Origin of the sequence: Pseudomonas sp. NPDC087803 (assembly GCF_044742995.1) — a bacterium.
Lineage (GTDB): Bacteria > Pseudomonadota > Gammaproteobacteria > Pseudomonadales > Pseudomonadaceae > Aquipseudomonas.
Window position 1 is genome coordinate 41,576 of sequence record NZ_JBIUVO010000024.1, and the last position, 20,392, is coordinate 61,967.

The 20,392-nt window shown below is 61.3% G+C and carries 14 protein-coding genes; 6 read left to right on the plus strand and 8 right to left on the minus strand.

Going from position 1 to position 20,392, the window contains the following annotated elements:
- The first annotated feature begins 100 nt into the window (after positions 1–100).
- Positions 101–4,768, plus strand: coding sequence for a dermonecrotic toxin domain-containing protein (locus ACIOUG_RS14655; RefSeq protein WP_401066544.1), 4,668 nt, complete (start codon positions 101–103; stop codon positions 4,766–4,768).
- A 36-nt stretch (positions 4,769–4,804) separates the two neighbouring features.
- Here the strand turns inward: ACIOUG_RS14655 and ACIOUG_RS14660 are convergent, their stop codons facing one another.
- From ACIOUG_RS14660 to ACIOUG_RS14685, 6 genes are all read right to left on the minus strand, one after another.
- Positions 4,805–6,067: a hypothetical protein gene (locus ACIOUG_RS14660; RefSeq protein ID WP_401066545.1), complete on the minus strand. Its 1,263-nt coding sequence runs from the start codon at positions 6,065–6,067 to the stop codon at positions 4,805–4,807.
- A 25-nt stretch (positions 6,068–6,092) separates the two neighbouring features.
- Complete coding sequence (locus tag ACIOUG_RS14665; RefSeq protein WP_401066547.1) at positions 6,093–6,587, minus strand: CS1 type fimbrial major subunit; 495 nt, start codon at positions 6,585–6,587, stop codon at positions 6,093–6,095.
- Between the two features lie 17 nt (positions 6,588–6,604).
- Positions 6,605–7,348, minus strand: a complete 744-nt coding sequence (locus ACIOUG_RS14670; protein ID WP_401066549.1) for a molecular chaperone — start codon at positions 7,346–7,348, stop codon at positions 6,605–6,607.
- A 59-nt stretch (positions 7,349–7,407) separates the two neighbouring features.
- The gene (locus ACIOUG_RS14675; protein WP_401066550.1) at positions 7,408–8,655 is read right to left on the minus strand and encodes a hypothetical protein; all 1,248 of its coding nucleotides are present in this window, start codon (positions 8,653–8,655) and stop codon (positions 7,408–7,410) included.
- On the minus strand, positions 8,656–11,178 hold the full coding sequence (locus ACIOUG_RS14680) for a CS1-pili formation C-terminal domain-containing protein (protein WP_401066552.1): 2,523 nt from the start codon (positions 11,176–11,178) through the stop codon (positions 8,656–8,658).
- A gap of 107 nt (positions 11,179–11,285) precedes the next feature.
- A complete protein-coding gene (locus ACIOUG_RS14685; protein ID WP_401066553.1) occupies positions 11,286–11,762 on the minus strand; it encodes a CS1 type fimbrial major subunit in 477 nt (158 codons plus the stop codon).
- A gap of 518 nt (positions 11,763–12,280) precedes the next feature.
- Between ACIOUG_RS14685 and ACIOUG_RS14690 the strand changes: the two genes are divergently transcribed.
- Together ACIOUG_RS14690 and ACIOUG_RS14695 are read left to right on the plus strand one after the other, a co-directional pair.
- Positions 12,281–12,862, plus strand: coding sequence for a PadR family transcriptional regulator (locus tag ACIOUG_RS14690; RefSeq protein ID WP_096795541.1), 582 nt, complete (start codon positions 12,281–12,283; stop codon positions 12,860–12,862).
- Complete coding sequence (locus ACIOUG_RS14695; protein WP_401066555.1) at positions 12,859–13,644, plus strand: siderophore-interacting protein; 786 nt, start codon at positions 12,859–12,861, stop codon at positions 13,642–13,644. Before ACIOUG_RS14690 ends, ACIOUG_RS14695 begins: the two co-directional genes overlap by 4 nt.
- A 106-nt stretch (positions 13,645–13,750) precedes the next feature.
- Here ACIOUG_RS14695 and ACIOUG_RS14700 read toward each other — a convergent pair whose 3' ends face one another.
- Both ACIOUG_RS14700 and ACIOUG_RS14705 read right to left on the minus strand, forming a co-directional pair.
- A complete protein-coding gene (locus ACIOUG_RS14700) occupies positions 13,751–14,389 on the minus strand; it encodes a Pr6Pr family membrane protein (protein ID WP_401066557.1) in 639 nt (212 codons plus the stop codon).
- A 1-nt stretch (position 14,390) separates the two neighbouring features.
- Complete coding sequence (locus tag ACIOUG_RS14705) at positions 14,391–14,621, minus strand: VF530 family DNA-binding protein (protein WP_003227831.1); 231 nt, start codon at positions 14,619–14,621, stop codon at positions 14,391–14,393.
- Positions 14,622–14,953: 332 nt separating this feature from the next.
- On the opposite strand from ACIOUG_RS14705, the gene ACIOUG_RS14710 reads away from it, so the two are divergent.
- From ACIOUG_RS14710 to ACIOUG_RS14720, 3 genes are all read left to right on the plus strand, one after another.
- Positions 14,954–16,315: a carbohydrate porin gene (locus tag ACIOUG_RS14710; RefSeq protein WP_401066559.1), complete on the plus strand. Its 1,362-nt coding sequence runs from the start codon at positions 14,954–14,956 to the stop codon at positions 16,313–16,315.
- 226 nt (positions 16,316–16,541) lie between these two features.
- A complete protein-coding gene (locus ACIOUG_RS14715) occupies positions 16,542–18,953 on the plus strand; it encodes a glucose/quinate/shikimate family membrane-bound PQQ-dependent dehydrogenase (RefSeq protein ID WP_401066561.1) in 2,412 nt (803 codons plus the stop codon).
- 505 nt (positions 18,954–19,458) lie between these two features.
- Positions 19,459–19,824, plus strand: a complete 366-nt coding sequence (locus ACIOUG_RS14720) for a DUF6124 family protein (protein WP_401066563.1) — start codon at positions 19,459–19,461, stop codon at positions 19,822–19,824.
- The last annotated feature ends 568 nt before the right edge of the window (positions 19,825–20,392 follow it).

The window sequence follows — 20,392 nt, forward strand, 5'->3', positions numbered from 1 at the left end:
GCAACTACCCGCCGGGCTTCAAGCGGGTATTTGCGCTTTTTTAGGCGCCCGGCGTTGCCTAGTCTGATCGCTCCACTTTTGATCAAGGACGATCAGCGCAATGCCCAGAATTCCCCTGCAAGGGCCACCCCTCGCCCCTGCCGATTTCAGCGGTCATCAACAGGTGATCGCCAACGCTTTGCCGGCGTGGCTGCTCGACACCCCTCTGGCTCGCATCAAACAACTCAAGACCGCCAGACCCGGCCTCGCCCCCTGGCAGCGCGACGCCGCGCCCGCCGATCAGCAGCGTCTGCAACAGGCGTTGCAGATGGCCTGGAAGACGCAGAACGGAGTCGACAACGCACTGAGCAATCTGCAAGACGTCCATGCCTTTGCCAAACCGCTGCTGCAGCAAGCGCTGAAGTCGCGCTTCGGCATCGAAGACGATGTCGAGCAGACCTGGGTGCGCCTGTACGCGCCGGTGAAAACCTCATGGTGGGCGCATGATTTTGCCGGCGCCACCCACAGCCGCACGGTGTCGCTGCTGGACGCCGCGCTGCATAACTTTGCCGCTGGCGAAACCTTCAGTGCCGATTCGGAGTTCATCACCCGCCCCGATGCCAATGGCCGTTTCACGGTCAAACCGCTCAAACGCAGGATCACTATCGAGCAGTTCAAGGCGCTGTGCCGCGAGCTCGATCTCGGCGCGCGCTACCAGCAGCACCTGAAGGCGTTTCTGTTGCCCGACGACGGCGTTGCCCGGCAGGCGCTGCGGCACAAGGTCAGCCTCAGCCAGAAGCACGCGCTGGACCTGGCCGCGCGCATGGCCCTGATGAAAAAGGACATTGATCCGCACGCCTACCGGATCGTCCAGGGCATGCTCGATGACCGCCGTCAGCTGAAATGGAAAGGCCAGACGGTCAGCTACTACAACCTGGCGATGATGGACACCACGCTGACCGGGATCATCCTGATCGCCCCGGATGTTTTCAGCGCGCAGGCCACCGTACCGGTCATCGCTTATGTGCCCCATGATCCGGAACATCCGCTCAAGCAATACCCGTCGACGCTGGCGCTGATGGCCGAACTGACCCGGCAATTGCGCGACAGAAGCACGCCTTCGGGTTATCAGAAATTCTTCAGCCAGTTCGTCGACCAGCGCCAGCGCGGGAGTTTTTTCGCGCGCCTCAACGAGCGTCTGGAAACCGTCCGATGGCAGCCCGCAGCGCCAGGCTCCAACCTGCCGAGCTGGCGCGAAACAGCCGTGGACAATCCGAACCTACAATTCAGCCTGGTGAAATTCCAGGACGACCGCGAGAACCGGTTCAACGGTGACCTGTGGGGTTATCTGTATCGCTGCAAACTCAACAAGATCCTCAATGACGCCGCCGAGCTCGCGATTGCCACCGCCTACGCCGACCGCATGGCCCGCTGGGCGTGGTGGGACAACCTGCAGAAAATGTTCTCCGACATCCTCGACGTCGCGCTGTTGGTAGCCACGCCGTTCGTGCCGTTCCTCGGCGAGCTGATGCTCGCCTATACCAGCTATCAACTGCTCGACGGGGTGTTCGAAGGCGTAGTGGATCTGGCCGAAGGGCATCTGGCCGAGGCCGGCGAACAAGCCATCGGCGTGCTGGAAAGCATCGTCCAGCTCGGCGCATTCGCCGCCGGCACCACCCTGGGCCACGTCGCTCGAGTGAAGCTCTCGTCCTTTGTCGCGGGGATGAAACCGGTGCAGTTGGCCGATGGCAAGACACGCCTGTGGAACCCCGACCTCGCCCCCTATCGCCTGCCGGAAACCACCTTGGCGCCACACGTGCGCCCCGACGCGCAAGGCTTGCATGCCCTGGACGGCAAACAACTGTTGCGCCTGGATCATGGCCTGTTCGAAGTGACGAAGGAGCCGACCGGGGAGCATCGCATCCGCCACCCAAGCCGCCCGCAAGCCTATGCACCGACTCTTGAGCACAATGGGCGCGGTGCCTGGGTCTGTGAAACGGAAAATCCGCGCCAGTGGGAAGGAACCCTGCTGATGCGCCGACTCGGGCACCGCACCGATGGCTTCAGCAGTGCACAACTAGAGCATATGCGTCTGCTCACCGGTACCGACGACAACACACTGCGACGCATGCACGTGGAAAACGCCGAGCCGCCGCCGTTGCTCGCCGACACCCTGCAACGGCTCGGCATGGCCGGCCCGGATGCGCCCGTAGCGCCCCTGTCGCCGGCCGCCAGTCAGGCGCTGGTGGATTGCCCGCAACTGATCCCGGTGCTCGCCGAACGGGTGGTCGCCCAGGCCACTCCGCTGGAGTTGCAGCAGATCACCGCGCACCGCCGTTTGCCGTTGCGTCTGCGCACCAGCGCCCGTGAGGTGCAGTTTGAATTGCAGTCGGTGCGGGCTGCCCAGGGTTTGCAGCACGAAGCGTTGAGCAACCTCGACAGCGAACGGCTGATCCTCGGCGCCCTGCGCCATTACAGCGACAGCTTCGGGGCGCTGCGGGTGGAAATTCGCGAGGCCACGTTCGACGGCGAACTACGCTGTGCCGCCGGTGCCGAATCAGCCACACGGCTACGGGTGCTGGTGCGTGTCGCGACCGACCGCTATCTGCTGCGCGATGCGGCCGACCAGCCGCTGCATGCCGAAAGCGGTCTGTATGAAACAGTCCTGCAGGCGATCACTCACGAGGGGCGCAATGCCCTCGGCTATCAAACGCATGAGGTCGAGCCGTTCAAGCAATGGATCCTCGCCAAGACCCAGGCGCCGAGCGAGCGCCGCACGGTTCTGGCGACGCCGCCGATCCGCCCGGCGGCCGAACCCAACATGTTGTTTCTGCTGCGGGGTGGCGGCCTGAGCAAGGATGGCACGACGCTGCAGGAACGCATCGAGGATCTGCATCCGCACTTCAGCGCGGATGAAGTCGACGCATTCGCCAATGCCCTGACTGAACAGGGCGCACCGCTCACGGCGATCGAGGCCCATGAAAACGATCTGCGTGAACTGCGCAACATCGTCCATCGCTGGCGCTTCCAGCAACCGGAGCATTGGGGCCCCGCCAGCCAGAGCTTTCGCGACGACGGCGGACTGCACATCTACGAGCGGCTGCTGGAGTGTTTCGAACGCAAGAACACTGACCTCGGCAACCGCGCCGACCCGTCGGTCTACGCGCTGGACCTGTCCCGGCAACTGCTGTCGGTGGACCTGGAGGTCTGGTGGGCCAAACGTCCCGTGCTGAAGAAATTCCTCGACAAGGTCTCGGTGCTGAAACTCGACAACACACGGTTTTCCAGCGAGGCCACGGGTCTGCTCAAAGACTTCCCGAACCTGGTGGAACTCAGTGCCCAATATTGCGAACTGACACGCTTGCCCGAGCGCATCGGCACCACCCTGCGGCGTCTCGAACGCTTGCGCCTGAGCAACAACCACATCGTGCTGGACACCACCGCGGTCGAGCGCCTGCGCAGCCTGACCTATCTTGAAGTGCTGAAGATGGACGACAACCCGTTGGGCCTGTCGCCCGACCTGTCGCGCATGCCACGCCTGAAGGTGGTTGCGCTCAAGTACACCGGGCTGACCGAGTGGCCGCAGGGCACTCTGGCCAAACCACGACCACGGGGCTTTCTGCTCGATCTGCGTGGCAACCCGCTCAGCGCAATCCCCGAGGTGCCGACCGGTTCCGAAGCGCAGTGGCTGGTGGCGCGCACGCGCCTGGATGTCGGCGCCCTGTCGGAACTCGACCAACTGCGCTATCAGGCCCACCGTCGAGCGATGAGCCTGCCGCCGGAACCCGTCCTGTTCAGCGACCCGCTGCGCGTCAACTCGATCATTTCCAGCTTTGGCGCCGATTACTGGGGCGACGTGCCGGGCTGGGGGGTAAACCGCGAAACGCCGTGGTCGGAGCTGGTCGATGAACCGGCGGCCCAGCCGTTCATGCAAACCCTGCTGAGCGTGCGCGATTTTGCCGATTATCGCGCCGGCGGTACGGCCCGCGAGCAACTGATGCAGCGGGTATGGCGCATGCTCGATGCGGTGCATGTCGACAGCCGTCTGCGAGAAAAGCTGTTCACCATGGTGGTCGCCCCGGTGGATTGCGCCGATGCCGGTGCGCAGTTATTCAACAACATGGGCATCAACGTACTGGCCTACGAGGCCCATGCCTATTCCATCGAGCCGAAGGAGCTGGAACGCAAACTGGTGACCCTGGCCAAGGGCGCCGCGCGTCTGGAGCACGTCAACGAGATTGCCCGGGCCGATGTCGCCAGCCGTGGCGGTGCCCCGGATGACGTCGAAGTCTATCTGGCCTATCAGACCGGCCTGGCGAAACGTCTCGGTCTGCCGTGGCAGTCCGAGGACATGCTGTATCGGCCGGTGTCCGGGGTCACCGACGCAATGATCGATCAGGCCTACGAAACGGTACTGGCGCTCGGCGAGGGTGACGGGCTGATCGACGCCATGCTTGAACAGTCGTTCTGGGCGCAGTACCTGAGCGACAAGTACCCGGTGCGCCTGGAACGCAACAAGCGTCTGTACCAGGCCCGCTACGAGCAACTGGAAACCCTGCGCGAAACCCAACTGAAATGGACGCAGGCGCGCGTGGATGCCGAACGCAGCGCGCTACGCGAACAGCTCAATACGCTGATCAACGATTTGCCGGTGCCACCGACGGTGGTGTTCGACGACGCGCCGATCAGCGATGCGATTTTCGAGCGCCTGCTGGTCGATCTGGGTGATGAGGAAAAAGCACTGACACGCCGTCTGACCCGTGAAGCGCTAACCCGCGCCGGGCTCTGAGGCCGCAGCCCGCCTGACTTCTGTTCAGGCGGGCAGTCAGACATCCGAATCCCAGATCACGGTCACCCGCCCGGAATAGGCACCGCCAAGGCCGGGCAACAATAAGAATTCCATGGCATATGCCGGGATCTCGAAATGCAGGGTGCCGGGGGCTCGGTCCACATAGAAACCTGGCTGAAAGTATTGCGCGTTGGCTGCGCCGGTGCGCAATCGCCGGCGCTTGACCGGCTGCCCGGAAAGGTCGGTCAGGCCATTGGGCAGACTGAGGAAAACGTGTAATTCAACCATGCCGTCGGTGGTGCGACTGCGCAACACACAGTCGGTGACGATCCCCGGTGTTTCACACTCCAGCTGCATCTTGAAACGCGACGACGCCGAAATATTGAAGATCTGGTCACGAAACAGGCTTACCGGCCGACGTCCGGCCTGCAACCAGCTCTGCCAGCCACCGGCCGGCACCAACTGGACCTGGTCACCGCCCGGTGGCACCTCGACCTTGAGGGTGTGCTGCACGTCGAGGGCAAAATCCAGCGTCAGTGTCGAATCGCTCGGCAGCATGACGTCGCCCATGTCGAAATCCCCACCGGGGCCGATGCGATAACTCAACTGCCCGTTATAAACCCCGGAGGACATGCCCAGTGGATTGGGCGTGCGCAGCTCGTAGGCAAAATCCAGGTACTGGTAGGACATCGCGGGGACCACGAACCTCGCGACCTTGACGCAGGTGCCTTCCGACGGGGTTTTCCAGAAAAAACTGTAGGTGCGACTGGTGTACGTGACCAAACCGCTGTATTGGCACGGTGGCGCAGCAAACAGCCAGCCACTGCCGTGCCACAACTGGTCATGCCCTTGGCGGATATCCGGCGCGCCCGTCAGATCAACGGTGCTATGGCTCAACAACTGGTCAGAACCAAAACCTGCGATCCGCACCTCGACCTGCTCTGTCTCCCCGGTTTCGGTGTTGGTCACCGACAGCAAGCGCCACTCGGTGGGCAGTTTGAACATTGCGCTGTTGCGGGCGTCGGCGTCTGGTTGCAGCGCCCGGACAGAGTCGAAGCGCAGCGGCAGGCGAATGCTGAAAATATTGTTGTCGCGACAAGCCGTCGGATGTTGTTCGCAATAACCACTGACCGGTGTGGTGTTGGTGAATCGGTTGTTTTGCGGGTTGGCTGAATCGGGGCGGAACGAGGCACTGATCTGCTGGGTCAGTGCCTCGGCGGCAGGCGCGAACAACACCAGCAGCAGCGCCACCAGGTGTCCGGCTCGCGAGAAGCGTGGCGGTAGGATAAATGGCTTCATGATTGTCTCGGTGAGCAGAGAAAATTCACGGCGCTGCCGCATTGAAAATCAGGTGGACATTGCCGTAGTAACTGCCCGACTTGTAGCCGCCGACGGGAACGATCGGTTCGATCTCCAGGGCAAACCTTCCGCCGATCCGTGCCTGCTCCGCCGTCACCACCTGCCGGGGCAACGCCTCGTGGCTCAGGGGCTTGCCGGCGAAACTGACGCGCAGATAAATGTTCTGTTCGTCGCGACCATTGGACAGGTACGGTTCGCGCTCGAGTCGAGCCTCGATGGCGCTGGTGTCGTGCCGCAGGTCGAAGTATTTGCGCAAGCCGCCGAGGGTCGAAGTGCTGACGTTCCACGGCAGAATCTGCGGTCGATGAATCCAGTCCGTCTCGGCCGGGATGACATAGAAACCCAGGGTCGGAATATCCACCGAGATCTCGAACCGGTGTTCCTCGCGCGCGGCAAATAGCGAGGCGCTGCACAACGCCAGCAGGCCGGCGAACGTGGCACTGATCAAATGCTTGGTCATGTCAGGTCATCCCTTGATTAGCTGCCGGCGACGCGCAAGGTCTTTTTGCTGTCGCCTTCCACCAGGTTGAAGCGGTACTCGCGTCCTGCCTGCTTCTCGAACTCGAAGCTGTTGCCGGCGCGAACATGGTGCTTGGTGGTCGGCTCGCAAGCGGTTTCGTCCTTGAGTGCGCAGTTGCGAAACTCATCGATCACCACCACGGTGTTGCCGTTATTGCGCAGGCGATAACGCCCGGGGCTGTCTTCGATGACGCTGTCAAAGCGAGCGTCCTTGGGGCGCACGAAGAACACCGTGCCGAAACCGGTCATGACGTTGACGCCCGCTGACAGGGTGTTTTTGTACTCGTCGCGCTCCTGGGCCGAGACCGCGAATTCGTCTTCCTTTTCCGGCACCACCGGGATGAAGCGCACGCGAAAATAGCGCTCGCGGTCGCGCTCGCCCATCAGCAGCAGGCGCGTGCCCTGCATGCCGTTGGCCGGTACGATCAACCGCGCCGGGCTGGCCATCAGGCCGTCGCGACTGCGTGCGTCGGCCTGGCTCTTGACCTCGATTTCCCGCGAGGTGCCATCGGCGTCATAAACGATTTCGAGGATGTTGACCTTGACGAACGCGGTGCTGTCACCGCTGTTGAACACCCGCTTGAGATAGGTGCTCTTGTCACCGTCGAGGTAGTCGTACACCGTGCCCACGTTGATCTGCGGGGCGGCGTGAAGAACCAGCGAAAACCCGCAAAGACTCACTACTGACAACAGACGTTTCATCACCTTTATTCCTTGGTCATTGAACACATTACCGGCTCGATTGCTCGTTTGGCCGTGCATCAGATTTCCGAGTCCCAGATCACCCAGACCTGGCCGATATAGGTAGCGGATTCACCCGGGCGCAATATGGACTCCACGTACTGCGACGGGATTTCGAAATGCAGCGTTCCGGGGGCCCGGTCCACATAGAAACCCGGCTTGAACTCCAGCGCGTTATCCGGACCTGATCGCAAGCGCGCACGCCTGACCGGTTGCCCGGAAAGATCGGTCAGGCCGGCTGGCAGGCTGACGCTGACTTCGAGCCGAATCCGCCGATTCGCCTCGCGGTTCTCGAGTGCGCATTCACTAAGGTCGATACCGATCCCACAGCGCAACTGCATCTTGAATCGCGACGAAGCCGAGATATTGAACGTCTGGTCGCGGAACAGACTCACTGGCCGCCGGCCAGCCTGCAGCCAACTCTGCCAGCCACCGGCCGGTACCAGGCGGATCTTGTCACCACCGGGCGGAACGTCGACCTTGAGGGTGTGCTGAACCTCCAGATTGAAGTTCAGGGTCAGGTCGGGGTCATTCGGGATCATCACGTCGCCGAAGTCGAAATCTCCCCCCGGGCCGAGCCGATAACTCAAGCTGCCGGTGTAGTGCCCCGAGAACATTTCCAACGGATTGGGCGTACGCAATTCGTAGGCAAAATCCAGGTAGTCGTAGGTCATGGCGGGGATTGGAAAACGGGCGACCTTGACACAGGCCCGCTCATCCGGGACTTTCCAGAAAAAGGCGAAAGTCGCCCCACCGAAAAACCCCATCCCGGTCGATGTACAAGGCTGTGGCGCGTAAACCCAGCTAAAACCATCCCATAATTGAGTGTGCCCCTCCAGCGGGGTCGACGTGCCGGTGAGTCTGGCGGCCGTGTCACTCAAAATGTAGTTGGAGCCGACACCGGCGATGCGCACTTCTACAACTCTGGTTTGCCCGGTATCGGCATTGGCCACGGTCAGAGAGCGCCAGCCACCCGGGACCTTGAACATCGCGCTGTCACGGGGAGCGGCGTTGGCCTGCATCGGCTTGTTCGATACAACGCGCGTCGGCAGGCGGATGCTGAATGTTTGGCTGTTGCGACAGATATCGGGGTAGTACTCGCAGTAACCCGTGGACGGCGTCTGGTTGACGAACGTGTTGCGCTGCGGATTGGCCGAATCCGGCATGAACAGGGCGCGGATTTCCTGAGTGGCGGCTTCTGCCGAGGGCGCTACCAACATTGCCAGCAGGCACCCGCTCAGGCGGCGCAAACTTCTGAGACTGATCATTCAACCGGCTTCCTGACGAGTATCTGTTACGTGCGCCAACGTATCCGGCGAGCAGCGCAGGTCACCGATCATCAGCACATCGTTTTCACTGCGGTGCTTGTCCATGTCGAGGCGAAACTGGCACAGCAACTGGTCGGCGTAGCGCACTTCGAGGGTCGGTGAGCCGGCATGCATTTCCATCGAAAAGAATCCGTCGACTTCGCTGACGCCACGGCTGGCGTGGTTGATCACGTGGTGGCCCTTGAGCGGCTGGCCCTGTGGATCGAGCAGGCGTCCGAGCACGGTGACCGTCTGCATCACCCGCACCTTGCGGTACTCGACGCCGCCCTTGTTCAGGTGATAGCGGGTGCGTGCCGGTTCGATATTCGCCGCGGGTGCGTGATTGCCTTCGAAGTCGAAGCTCACCGAGCTGTTGCGATACGCCGTGAGCGGAATGAAATTGCGCCCCGGACGCAGCGCCGCACTGCCGCCGCTGAGGTCGTCGGCGCGCAAGGTGATGCCGTCGATGTCCGACTCGACATCGACGATCATCCCGGCACCGCGCGCCTGATGCTGGCTGGTCATGACCAGTTGATTGCCGCCGAACACCACACTGCTGTCGAGGTTGACGCCACCGGTGAAATTGCCGTTATAGGACGAGCGCTGCAGGAAGCCGTCGCCGTTGACGCTGTCGGTGCGGAAATTGGCCAGACTGGCCAGGCCGACGCCGTAGGTATCGGTCAGCGCCGTGACCGAAACGCTTTGCAGCACATGGTCTTTGAGGTCCTTGCGATAACCGACCGAGCCGTTGTTGTCGCGGCTGCCATCGCGCGCGGTGCGGCTGCCGATGCTCCCGGAAATCTGCTGCCCTGGGCCACCCAGCGCCACGTTGATGCTCAGGTCGACCCCGCGATTGCGCGCATCGCCGCTGCTGTAGCTGCCCGGTCGATCGAACAGCGACAAGCGCCAGTTGGCATCGCTGCCGAACAGCTCGGTGCGCTGGGTCCAGCCCAGATCCATGCCGACGCCTTCGACGTTGCCCTCACTGTGCGAAACCCGCGCACTGAGCGAGCTCTTGCGGCTGATGCGATGATTGAGTGCCAGCGATGAATTGCTGGTCTCGCCGGTGAACACATTGCGCTGGCGCACGCGGGTGCCGTCGGGCAGGGTGTCGTAGGTGTTGCGGGTGTCGAGCCAGCTGCGATTGTGGCTGATCACCAGACTGCCGGAGCCGTAGTTGTACAGGCCCTGCACGTCGGCGCCGGTGCCGTGTTTTTCGGTCTGATAAAGGTTGGCGTAGAGGCTGACGCTGTCGGCCAGGCTCCAGTCGATCGAGGTGCCGTATTGCAATGTCTCGCGCACCTGGCGCGCCGACAGGCCGAGGATCACTCGTGGGTGCAACAGGTAATTGAGCGCAGCGCCGGCGGTGAAATCGCCGCTGTCCTGTTCGTCCCAGTTGCTGAACAAGCGGGTTTCCTGCCCGGCAAACAGGTTGTAGCGCCAGCGCTCGTCGAGGTTGCGCCAGTTCACCGGTTTGTACACCAGTTCCTGGGTGGTCGAAGTGGTCTGGCCGTCTTCGATCAGGCGCACTTCGACTTCATAGATGCCACCGGGCAACGGCCGGGTGTCGAGGGTCTGCAAACCGGCGGGCACGGCCTGAGTATTGATCAGCAGGCCATCGCGATAGACCTCCACCGACGCCTGGCGGTTGGCCGTGACAAAGATCGGATAGACGCTGGGCCGTGGACTGTCCACCGCGAGGCTGTCGGAACTGCCGTACATCAGGCCCACCGCCGTGTCGGGACTGGTGCCGAATGAACGGGGCTGGCGGGTCAGGCCTTCGGAACTGGGGGTGAAATAGCCCAGGCGAAAAAAACTGCCTTGCAGTTCGCGCTGGGTGTAAAGCTCGTGTATTGCGTGATACGTCTGATTGTCCGGCCCGCCGAGGCGTGCCAGTTGCATGTTGAACGACTGGCTCCAGTTGCCAAGGCTGGCACTGGCTTCCAGGCCGAAACGCCCGCCCAGGTCCTGCTCCTGGCCGCCGTTGAGGTTCAGCTGGTTGCGCAGCATCAAACCGCTGCTGCCGCCGTCGGGCTGCTCATGAAAGCGCTGGGTCTGCAGGTCACGCTCGGCGTTTTCAGTGGCGATCGAGAGCAACGAGTTTTCCAGGTTGTAATGCACTGCCAGCAATTGCTCCGGGCATTGCGCGCTACACGCGCCCAGGGCCACGCCGGGTTTGAGGATGCTCGCCCAGGTATCACGCTCGGCGGCGCTGAAACGGCTGTCGCTGGTGTCGGTAAATTCGAGCAAGGTCACGCGGTCATCGCGCGACAGAACAATCATTGCCTCGCCCAGCGGTTGTTGATCAAGTTCCACTCTGACGGCCAGTGGAACATCAAAAAAATGCTCTTCGAATTCCGCCGGCAAACCTTTTGCCTGGGCCAGCAAACTTCGTGGAGAGTTATCAACTGGTGGGGGCGCCGCCAGTACGCTGCTGCAAGTCAGCAACGCAAGCGCAGCCGCGATGGGCGTCATCGGAAACATGAACGGATACTCTGATAACCGGAAAGTTAAAACCCGGCCGGACAACTTTAAAGTTGCCGACCGGTTACGTTACTTGGACAAGTAAGCGTTGGTTGTTGCCTGAAACATCACACCGACGGTTCTACCACCAGCATGACCACGCCGGTGTAGTCGCCAGCGGTTGGCTTGGCGCCAGTGGCGCTGACCTTGAACGGTGCACGGTAGCGGGTGTTGGACTCGGCTTCGCCAACCACTTCCTGGGAGTTGGTGGTCAGTGTCTTGCCGTTGAGCTCGACCTTGAGGTCGATGGTCTTGTTGCCGGCGATCAGCTTCGGCACAGCTTCCAGACGTGCATGAACCTTGCCGGCGGTGTGCAGCACGTCGAAATGCCCGTTGACTTCGCGCATCGAAGCGGTGGCCGGGTTGTAGCTCATGTCCTGATCCTTGTTGACCAGATCGGCATCGACCGGAACCGCATAGAAGTCATCGGCCGGCACGTGCGCCACGATGCTGATCGAGTGCTTGGCTTCAGTGGCGGCAAACGCCATCGAGGCCGACATGGCCAATACGGTCAGAGGAGCGGCAAAGGCGAGTTTCTTGAGCATCATTGAATACCTGTCTTATATAAATTAGTTGATTCATCGAAAAATCAAGGTGAGCACAACAGCCACTAGGAGTTAGTGACTTACCGTTAACTTTCAACGCCGAGGCATGGTCAACCAATTCATATTCAAAGTAAGCAGGCAACGTCCTGCGAGCGCGTAGTCCGACGGCGATTAGTTTAGAAAGAAAAAACCGCTGAAATCGGGAAAGTTCATGTTCAACTGTAAGAACCAGACTACGCGGCGCCAGCCATATGACTGTACGAGCCATAACTTTACAGCAACTTCTGTAAGACCCGTACCACACTTACCCGTTAATAAAGGGCGAACTCGAGTATTAGAGAGTTAGCACTAATCTGCGCCTTTGCCACGGGATTTAAAACCCCGTTTTTTTGATTGTTTTTCGCCGTTTTGCGTTCGACGACTCGATGGGTGATGCACAAACCATTGGTCGACAGGCCTTGCATGATCGTAAAGATATATCTTAAGTTGTATCTAAACACGACGAGCGAGAAGGCAAAATGAGAGACCATCATTCCCCCCATCACCACCGCGAGCACGGCGACGGCCGCGACGGTTTCGAAAAACGTCCTGGCCGCGAGCGCGGCGGACGTGGCCCACGGGTCTTTGCCCCGGGCGACCTGAAATTATTGCTGCTGGCGCTGATCGCCGAGCAGCCGTGCCACGGCTATGACCTGATCCGCCAGATCGAAGGCATGTTCGACGGCGCCTACAGCCCCAGCCCCGGGGTGATCTATCCGACCCTGACGTTCCTCGAAGAAAGCGACTTGATCAGCGGCGACGCCGAGGCCGGCAAAAAACGCTACAGCGTGACCGACGCCGGTCGTTTGTCTCTGAGCGAGCAAGCGGTGGCGCTGGACGGTGTGCGGATGCGCATCGACGTCAGCAAGCGTTCATTGCGCGGCCATGACCGGCCGCCGGAAATCCACGAGGCGGTGCACAACCTGCGCCACGCCCTGCAACTGCACCACGGACGCTGGAGCGCGGAAGAAATCCAGCGGGTTGCCGCGCTGCTCAATGACACCGCCAAAGCCATCGTCGACGGCCCTGCCGTTCAAACTGCCCCGGAGAAAGCCGAATGACTGCAGTCGATACGCAAACCATTCACCGCGTGATGCACGAAATCAAACGCCGCAAACTCGAAGTGCTGCGCGTGGTCGACCTGACCCCGCGCATGCGCCGCATCACCCTCGGCGGACCGGAGCTGGCCGGATTCATCAGCCTGGGCACCGACGATCACGTCAAACTGCTGTTCCCGCAAAATGCCGAACAAACCGCAGCGCTGGAGACCATGGTGCTCGGCGCGGGCAAGGACAACGGCCCGCTGCCCGAGATGCGCGACTACACCCCGCGTCGCTATGACCTGGAAAAACTCGAGCTGGACATCGACTTCGTCCTGCACGGCGACGGCCCTGCCTCGACCTGGGCGGAACAGGCCAAGCCGGGGCAGTTTCTGCACATCGGTGGGCCGCGCGGTTCGATGATCGTGCCGGACATCTTCGACAGCTACCTGCTGATCGGCGACGAAACCGCCCTCCCCGCCATCGCCCGCCGCCTCGAAGGCCTGGCGAGCAATCGCAGGGCGCTGGTGGTGATCGAAGTGGAAAACGGTGCCGAGCAACAAGTGCTGGAGAGTGCGGCGCAGGTCAATGTGATCTGGGTCCTGCGCGAAGGTGGCAAGGACAACCTGCTGACCACGGTCAAACAACTGCAGGTGCCCAAGGGCAATCTGTATGCGTGGGTAGCGACCGAAACCAAGGTCTCGCGGCAGATCCGCCGGGTGCTGCTGGATGAGCATGGGCTCAATGAACAGTTCATCAAAGCCGTCGGCTACTGGCGCGCTGAGGGTTCGGTAGAAGAGTGATTTGCCCTTGTGGGAGCGGGCTTGCTCGCGAAGGCGGTCGATCATTCAACCATGATGTTGACTGACCTGACGCCTTCGCGAGCAAGCCCGCTCCCACATTGACCTTTTAACTTCGTCCTGACTGCCAGCGGTCGATCCCGATCAGCAGCAACCCAATCAGCACAAAACCCACCAATATCCCCCCGGCATTGATGAACACCTGTGCATAACCGAGCAGCGCCACATCAATGAACGGGTACGCATACGCGCCCAGCAGATGCCCGCGCAGCAAGGCGTAAACGAAGTACAGCAGCGGATAGATCAGCCACAGCACCAAGTGCTTGAGGCGCAACGTGCCCTTGGGTACGCAAAACCACCAATAACCGAGAAACAGCAACGGCATCACGTCGTGCAGCAATTCATCAGCGATGAACTGCCAGCCTTCGGGGTGCCATAGATGCCGCAGCAAAATGCTGTAAGCCAGCCCCACCACAGCAATGCTCACCGCCACCCCACTGCTGACCCACGGCTGTAGAAACCAGCGCTGCGCAGCGGACTCACGCCGGGTCACCGCGCAGGTCAGTACCGTCGCCACCAGGGTGTTGGTCAACACCGTGAAGTAACTGAAGAAACTCACCAGCCCGCCCAGCAGGCTGGCATCGACACTCAGCCGCGAAAGGAAAATCAGGTACAGCTGAATGCTCAACCCGGCCCAGCCGAGGCTGGCGAGGAGCGTGATCAGGCGGCGCCGCGAATCGGCGGTCATCTCAGAGCGGACGCTTGGTGCGCATCAGTTTCACGTACAGGCGCTCGACCTTTTCCCGCGCCCACGGGGTTTTGCGCAGGAAGGTCAGGCTCGACTTGATGCTCGGATCGCTCTTGAAGCAGCGGATATCGATGCGCTCGGCCAACCCCGACCACTCGTAATGCGCCACCAGCGCATTGAGGATCTGTTCAAGGGTTACGCCATGCAGCGGATCGGGAGTGTGGTCGTTCATGCCAGGCCTTTGGACGGAGTGAAAATGCACAAGCCGCGCACCTTAGCCGAGGGGCCGGCGCGGTGGAAGGGCTTCCTTCAAATGTAGGCCAAGGGCAAAAGATCGCAGCGTCCCGCAGCTCCTACAGGTGTACGCATTCCAATGTAGGAGCTGCCGAAGGCTGCGATCTTTTCGTACTGTTACAAAATCCGAAAGGATGCATGTTTATAAAAGCCCTTTGTCTTTTTGTTACAGATCATTATCCTGCCGCCCTTCAGCTGAATCGCTTCACTGCCTGCGACATATTGAAGCGCTCGGTTCACCCCCGAAAAACACCAAAAAAAGACTGACCCATGCCTGATTTTTCCTTCTCCCGAGACAGCGCTATCTCAGCCCTGCGCCTGCTCGGCGGCTGCACCGCGCTCGGCTTCGCCACCTACGCCCAGGCGGCGCCCGCCTTCGACAGCGACTCACCGTGGATGCTCGGTGACTGGAACGGCACGCGTACCGAACTCTCGGAAAAAGGCTACGACTTCAAACTCGATTACACCGGCGAAATGGGCAGCAACCTGCACGGCGGCTACGACCACGATCGCACCGCGCGCTACAGCGATCAGTTCGGTCTGGGCACGCACCTGGACCTGCAAAAAATCCTCGGCTGGGACGATGCCGAATTTCAGCTGACCATCACCAAGCGCAGCGGCAACAACATCAGCAACGACCGGATCAACGATCCACGCGTTGGCGGCTTCACCTCGGCCCAGGAAGTCTGGGGCCGTGGCCAGACCACGCGCCTGACGCAGATGTGGTACCAGCAGAAATTCTTCGACCAGAAGCTCGACATCAAGGTCGGCCGCTTCGGCGAAGGCGAAGACTTCAACAGCTTCCCGTGCGACTTCCAGAACCTGGCGTTCTGCGGCTCGCAGGTCGGCAACTGGGTCGGCGGCATCTGGTACAACTGGCCAGTCAGCCAGTGGGCGCTGCGGGTCAAATATCACCTGACCCCGGAGCTGTACGCGCAGGTTGGCGCCTATGAGCAGAACCCGTCGAACCTCGATCGCGGCAACGGCTTCAAACTCAGCGGCAGCGGCACCCAGGGCGCCGTGCTGCCGGTGGAACTGGTGTGGACGCCGAAACTCAACGACCTGCCGGGCGAATACCGCGCCGGTTACTACTACAGCAGCGCCAAGGCCTCTGACGTCTATAAAGACCAGAACGGCCAGCCTGCCGCACTGAGCGGCGAAGCCTACCGCAGCGCGTCGAGCAAACACGGCGTGTGGTTCGGTGCCCAGCAGCAAGTCACCAGCATCGCCAGCGACCACTCACGCGGCTTGAGCGTGTTCGCCAACGCGACGATGCACGACAAGAAAACCAACGCCATCGACAACTACGTACAGGCCGGCGTGGTCTACAAAGGCCCGTTCGATGCCCGCGCCAAAGACGACATCGGTTTCGCCCTGGCCCGCGTGCACGTCAACCCGGCCTTCCGCAAGAACGCCGAAGCGAGCAATCAGGCCCACGCGGTTTACGACTATGACGACCCGTCCTTCCTGCCACCACAGGACACCGAATACAGCGCCGAACTGTATTACGGCGTGCACCTCGCCAACTGGCTGACCGTGCGCCCGAACCTGCAATACATCCGCCATCCGGGCGGCGTGAACGACGTCGATGACGCGCTGATCGCGGGGATCAAGATCCAGTCGTCGTTCTAACCGATTTACGAAATCCCAAATGTGGGAGCGGGCTTGCTCGCGAAGGCGGTGTGTCAGAAAACGGATGCATCGACTGACACGACGCTTTCGCGAGCAAGCCCGCTCCCACAGGGGGTTCATGAAATTCGTTAGCTAGACAAGTTTTTATCTGAACCATACCTGCGCTCAATCGTCATCTAAAGTGACTACAGCGCGGGACTACATAAACGTCACGGAGAATCACACTATGAGCACCGAAAGTGCTTCGAGTCGGGGCCGTCTGCTACCGAGCCTGCTCGGCATTCTGCTTCTACTGATGGGCCTGGCCATGTTGGCCGGGGGAGTCAAGCTGAGCATGCTCGGCGGCTCGCTGTACTACCTGCTGGCCGGTATCGGCATTGCGCTGAGCGGCATTCTGTTGCTGCTGCGTCGTCGTGCTGCGCTGGGCCTGTACGCCATCGTGCTGTTCGCCAGCACGGTCTGGGCCCTGTGGGAAGTCGGTCTGGACTGGTGGCAACTGGTGCCGCGTCTGGCCCTGTGGTTCGTCCTCGGCATCGTGATGCTGCTGCCGTGGTTCCGTCGTCCGCTGCTGCTCAATGGCCCAGCGCCGATGGGCACGGGTGGTCTGAGCGTGGCCGTGGTTCTCGCCGGCCTGACTGCCCTGGCCAGCCTGTTCACCCACCCGGGCGAAACCTTCGGCGAACTGGGCCGCGACACCGCGGACATGACCAGCACCGCACCAGCCATGCCTGATGGCGACTGGCAGGCCTATGGCCGCACCGAATTCGGTGACCGCTACTCGCCGCTGAAGCAGATCACCCCGGCCAACGTCGGCAAGCTGCAAGAAGCCTGGCGCATCCAGACCGGCGACCTGCCGACGTCTGATGACCCGGTCGAGCTGACCAACGAAAACACCCCGCTCAAAGTCAACGGCATGATCTATGCCTGCACCGCGCACAGCAAAGTGCTGGCACTGGACCCGGACACCGGCAAGGAAATCTGGCGCTTCGACCCGCAGATCAAGAGCCCGGTGGGCTTCAAGGGCTTCGCCCACATGACTTGCCGTGGCGTGTCGTACTACGACGAAGCCGCTTACGCCAAGTCTGAGAACGCCGCTTCCGCCGTCATCTCCGAAGCCGGTAAAGCCGTCGCTCAGGCCTGCCCGCGTCGCCTGTACCTGCCAACCGCCGATGCGCGCCTGATCGCACTGAACGCCGACACCGGCAAGATCTGCGAAGGCTTCGGCAAAAACGGCGTGGTCGACCTGACCCAAGGCATCGGCCCGTTCACCGCCGGTGGCTACTACTCCACCTCGCCAGCGGCGATTACCCGTGATCTGGTGATCATGGGCGGTCACGTCACCGACAACGAGTCGACCAACGAGCCATCGGGCGTGATCCGCGCCTTCGACGTGCGCGACGGCCACCTCGTATGGAACTGGGACAGCGACAAGCCGGACGCCACCGAGCCATTGGCCCCAGGCGAAACCTACAGCCGCAACTCGGCCAACATGTGGTCGCTGGCCAGCGTCGACGAAAAACTCGGCATGGTCTTCCTGCCACTGGGCAACCAGACTCCAGACCAGTGGGGCGCTGACCGCACTCCAGGCGCCGAGAAATTCAGCGCCGGCATCGTCGCCCTCGACCTGGCCACCGGTAAAGTGCGCTGGAACTACCAGTTCACCCACCACGACCTGTGGGACATGGACGTTGGCAGCCAGCCAACCCTGCTCGACATGAAAACCGCCGACGGTGTGAAACCGGCACTGATCGCTCCGACCAAACAGGGCAGCCTGTACGTCCTCGACCGTCGTGACGGCACGCCGATCATCCCGATCAAGGAAATCCCGGTACCGCAAGGCGCCGTGAAAGGCGACCACACCGCACCGACCCAGGCCCGTTCGGACCTTAACCTGCTGGCCCCGGAACTGACCGAAAAAGCCATGTGGGGCGCCAGCCCGTTCGACCAGATGCTGTGCCGCATCCAGTTCAAGGAACTGCGTTACGAAGGCCAATACACGCCTCCGTCGGAACAGGGCAGCCTGATCTACCCGGGTAACGTCGGCGTGTTCAACTGGGGCGGCGTCTCGGTCGACCCGGTTCGCCAGATGCTGTTCACCAGCCCGAACTACATGGCCTTCGTCTCGAAAATGGTGCCACGCGCAGAAGTTGCCGCCGGCAGCAAACGCGAAAGCGAAACTGCTGGCGTGCAACCGAACACCGGCGCGCCTTACGCGGTGATCATGCACCCGTTCATGTCGCCACTCGGCGTACCGTGCCAGGCCCCGGCCTGGGGCTACGTCGCCGGTATCGACCTGACCACCGGCAAAGTCGTGTGGAAACGCAAGAACGGCACCAGCCGCGACAGCTCGCCAATCCCGATCGGCTTCACCCTGGGCGTGCCAAGCATGGGCGGCTCGATGGTCACTGCAGGCGGCGTCGGCTTCCTCAGCGGCACCCTCGACCAGTACCTGCGCGCCTACGACGTGAACACCGGTAAAGAGCTGTGGAAATCGCGTCTGCCAGCCGGCGGCCAAGCGACCCCGATGACCTACACTGGCAAGGACGGCAAGCAATACGTGCTGCTCGTTGTCGGCGGTCACGGCTCGCTGGGCACCAAGATGGGTGACTACGTGATTGCGTACAAACTGCCGGAATAAGTTTTAGCGGCGGTAACAGAAAGGTGATGCTCCGTGAGGGGCATCGCCTTTTTTGTTGCACACCAATGTGGAATTCACCCCAAACACTGTAGGAGTGAGCCTGCTCGCGATAGCGGTATTTCAGTCAATGTTTTTGGTGACTGAAATACCGCTATCGCGAGCAGGCTCACTCCTACAAAGGAAGGTGTTCCTCCTACAGAAGCGCGTTGTGAGCGGGAGTTTTCCGACAAGTCGCGTCGGTTGTGCTTCGGAAGTCGGCTGGATAGGCTTTGAAGATCGCTGGAAATTCAGCGAACGGGCGTCGCGGCCCGATAACTGATGCATAATCGCCAACCTCACGGCACCTCGGTGCCTGTAGTTTGTGTCATGGCGGCTGTGCGCGGGATACCTTCCTGGAGGTATGCCGATTCCTCAGTTATCGGTCCGCGAACCCGCGTACAGCTGCCACCTCATATTGCGTCGCGGCAATTGAAGGTAGCTTCACTTCACCAACTGAGAACTCATGATGATCAAACCCACACCGAATCCCCCCGAAACCTCCCCCTACGAATCCCTCGACTCCAGAAAACTCCACGACGCCGCCGAGCGTGCGCTAGATCACTACCTGAAGCCCTCCGCCGCCGCGGTGAGATTCCACAAACCCAGCACCATGTTCCAGGTCGCCCCGGACCAGGACAACGAAAGCCTGCTGGTTCACGCCTGCGAATCACTGGCCTCGGCGAGCATCATGACCAGCGACATCGCGGCGTATGTCGACAGCCCGCAGCGCCAGACGATACTGGCGATCCAGCAAATCATCATGCTGGCAGAGCTGGCGGTGAATCGGGTACTGGATAATGTAGAAATCAGCCAATCTGCGGCACACAGCTGAGCCATAGTGGGAGCGGGCTTGCTCGCGAAAGCGTCAGCACATCCAACACTTGCGGTGACGGACACACCGCTTTCGCGAGCAAGCCCGCTCCCACAGTTGGATTGGGTGTGGTCAGGTGGAGACTGGTCGGCTCGTAGGCCGCCATCGCGAGCAGGTTCACTCCTACAGTTGGAATGGGTGTGGTCAGTTGGAGAGTGGTCGGCTGTCAGGCCGCCATCGCGAGCAGGCTCACTCCTACAGTGGGATTGGGTGTGTTCAGTTGGAGAGTGGTCGGCTCGCAGGCCGCCATCGCCAGCAGGCTGGCTCCTACAGTGAGATTGAGTGCAGCCAGTTGGAGATCGGTCGGCTGTCAGGCCGCAATCGCTGGCAAGCCAGCTCCCACAGTTTCGATTTGTGTATGCCCCATGCGGCGCAGCCGCCCCACTCAAAACAATGAGCGCAAGCTCGAGTACCGCTTTTGATCTTGATCCACAGGCGACGTCGGAAGGCTGAGTGGAGGGATTGATCCGGGGGTGGGAGCGCAGCGACCGTTTGGCGCAGCCAAACACAGCGAGAGGAGGTGCAGCGA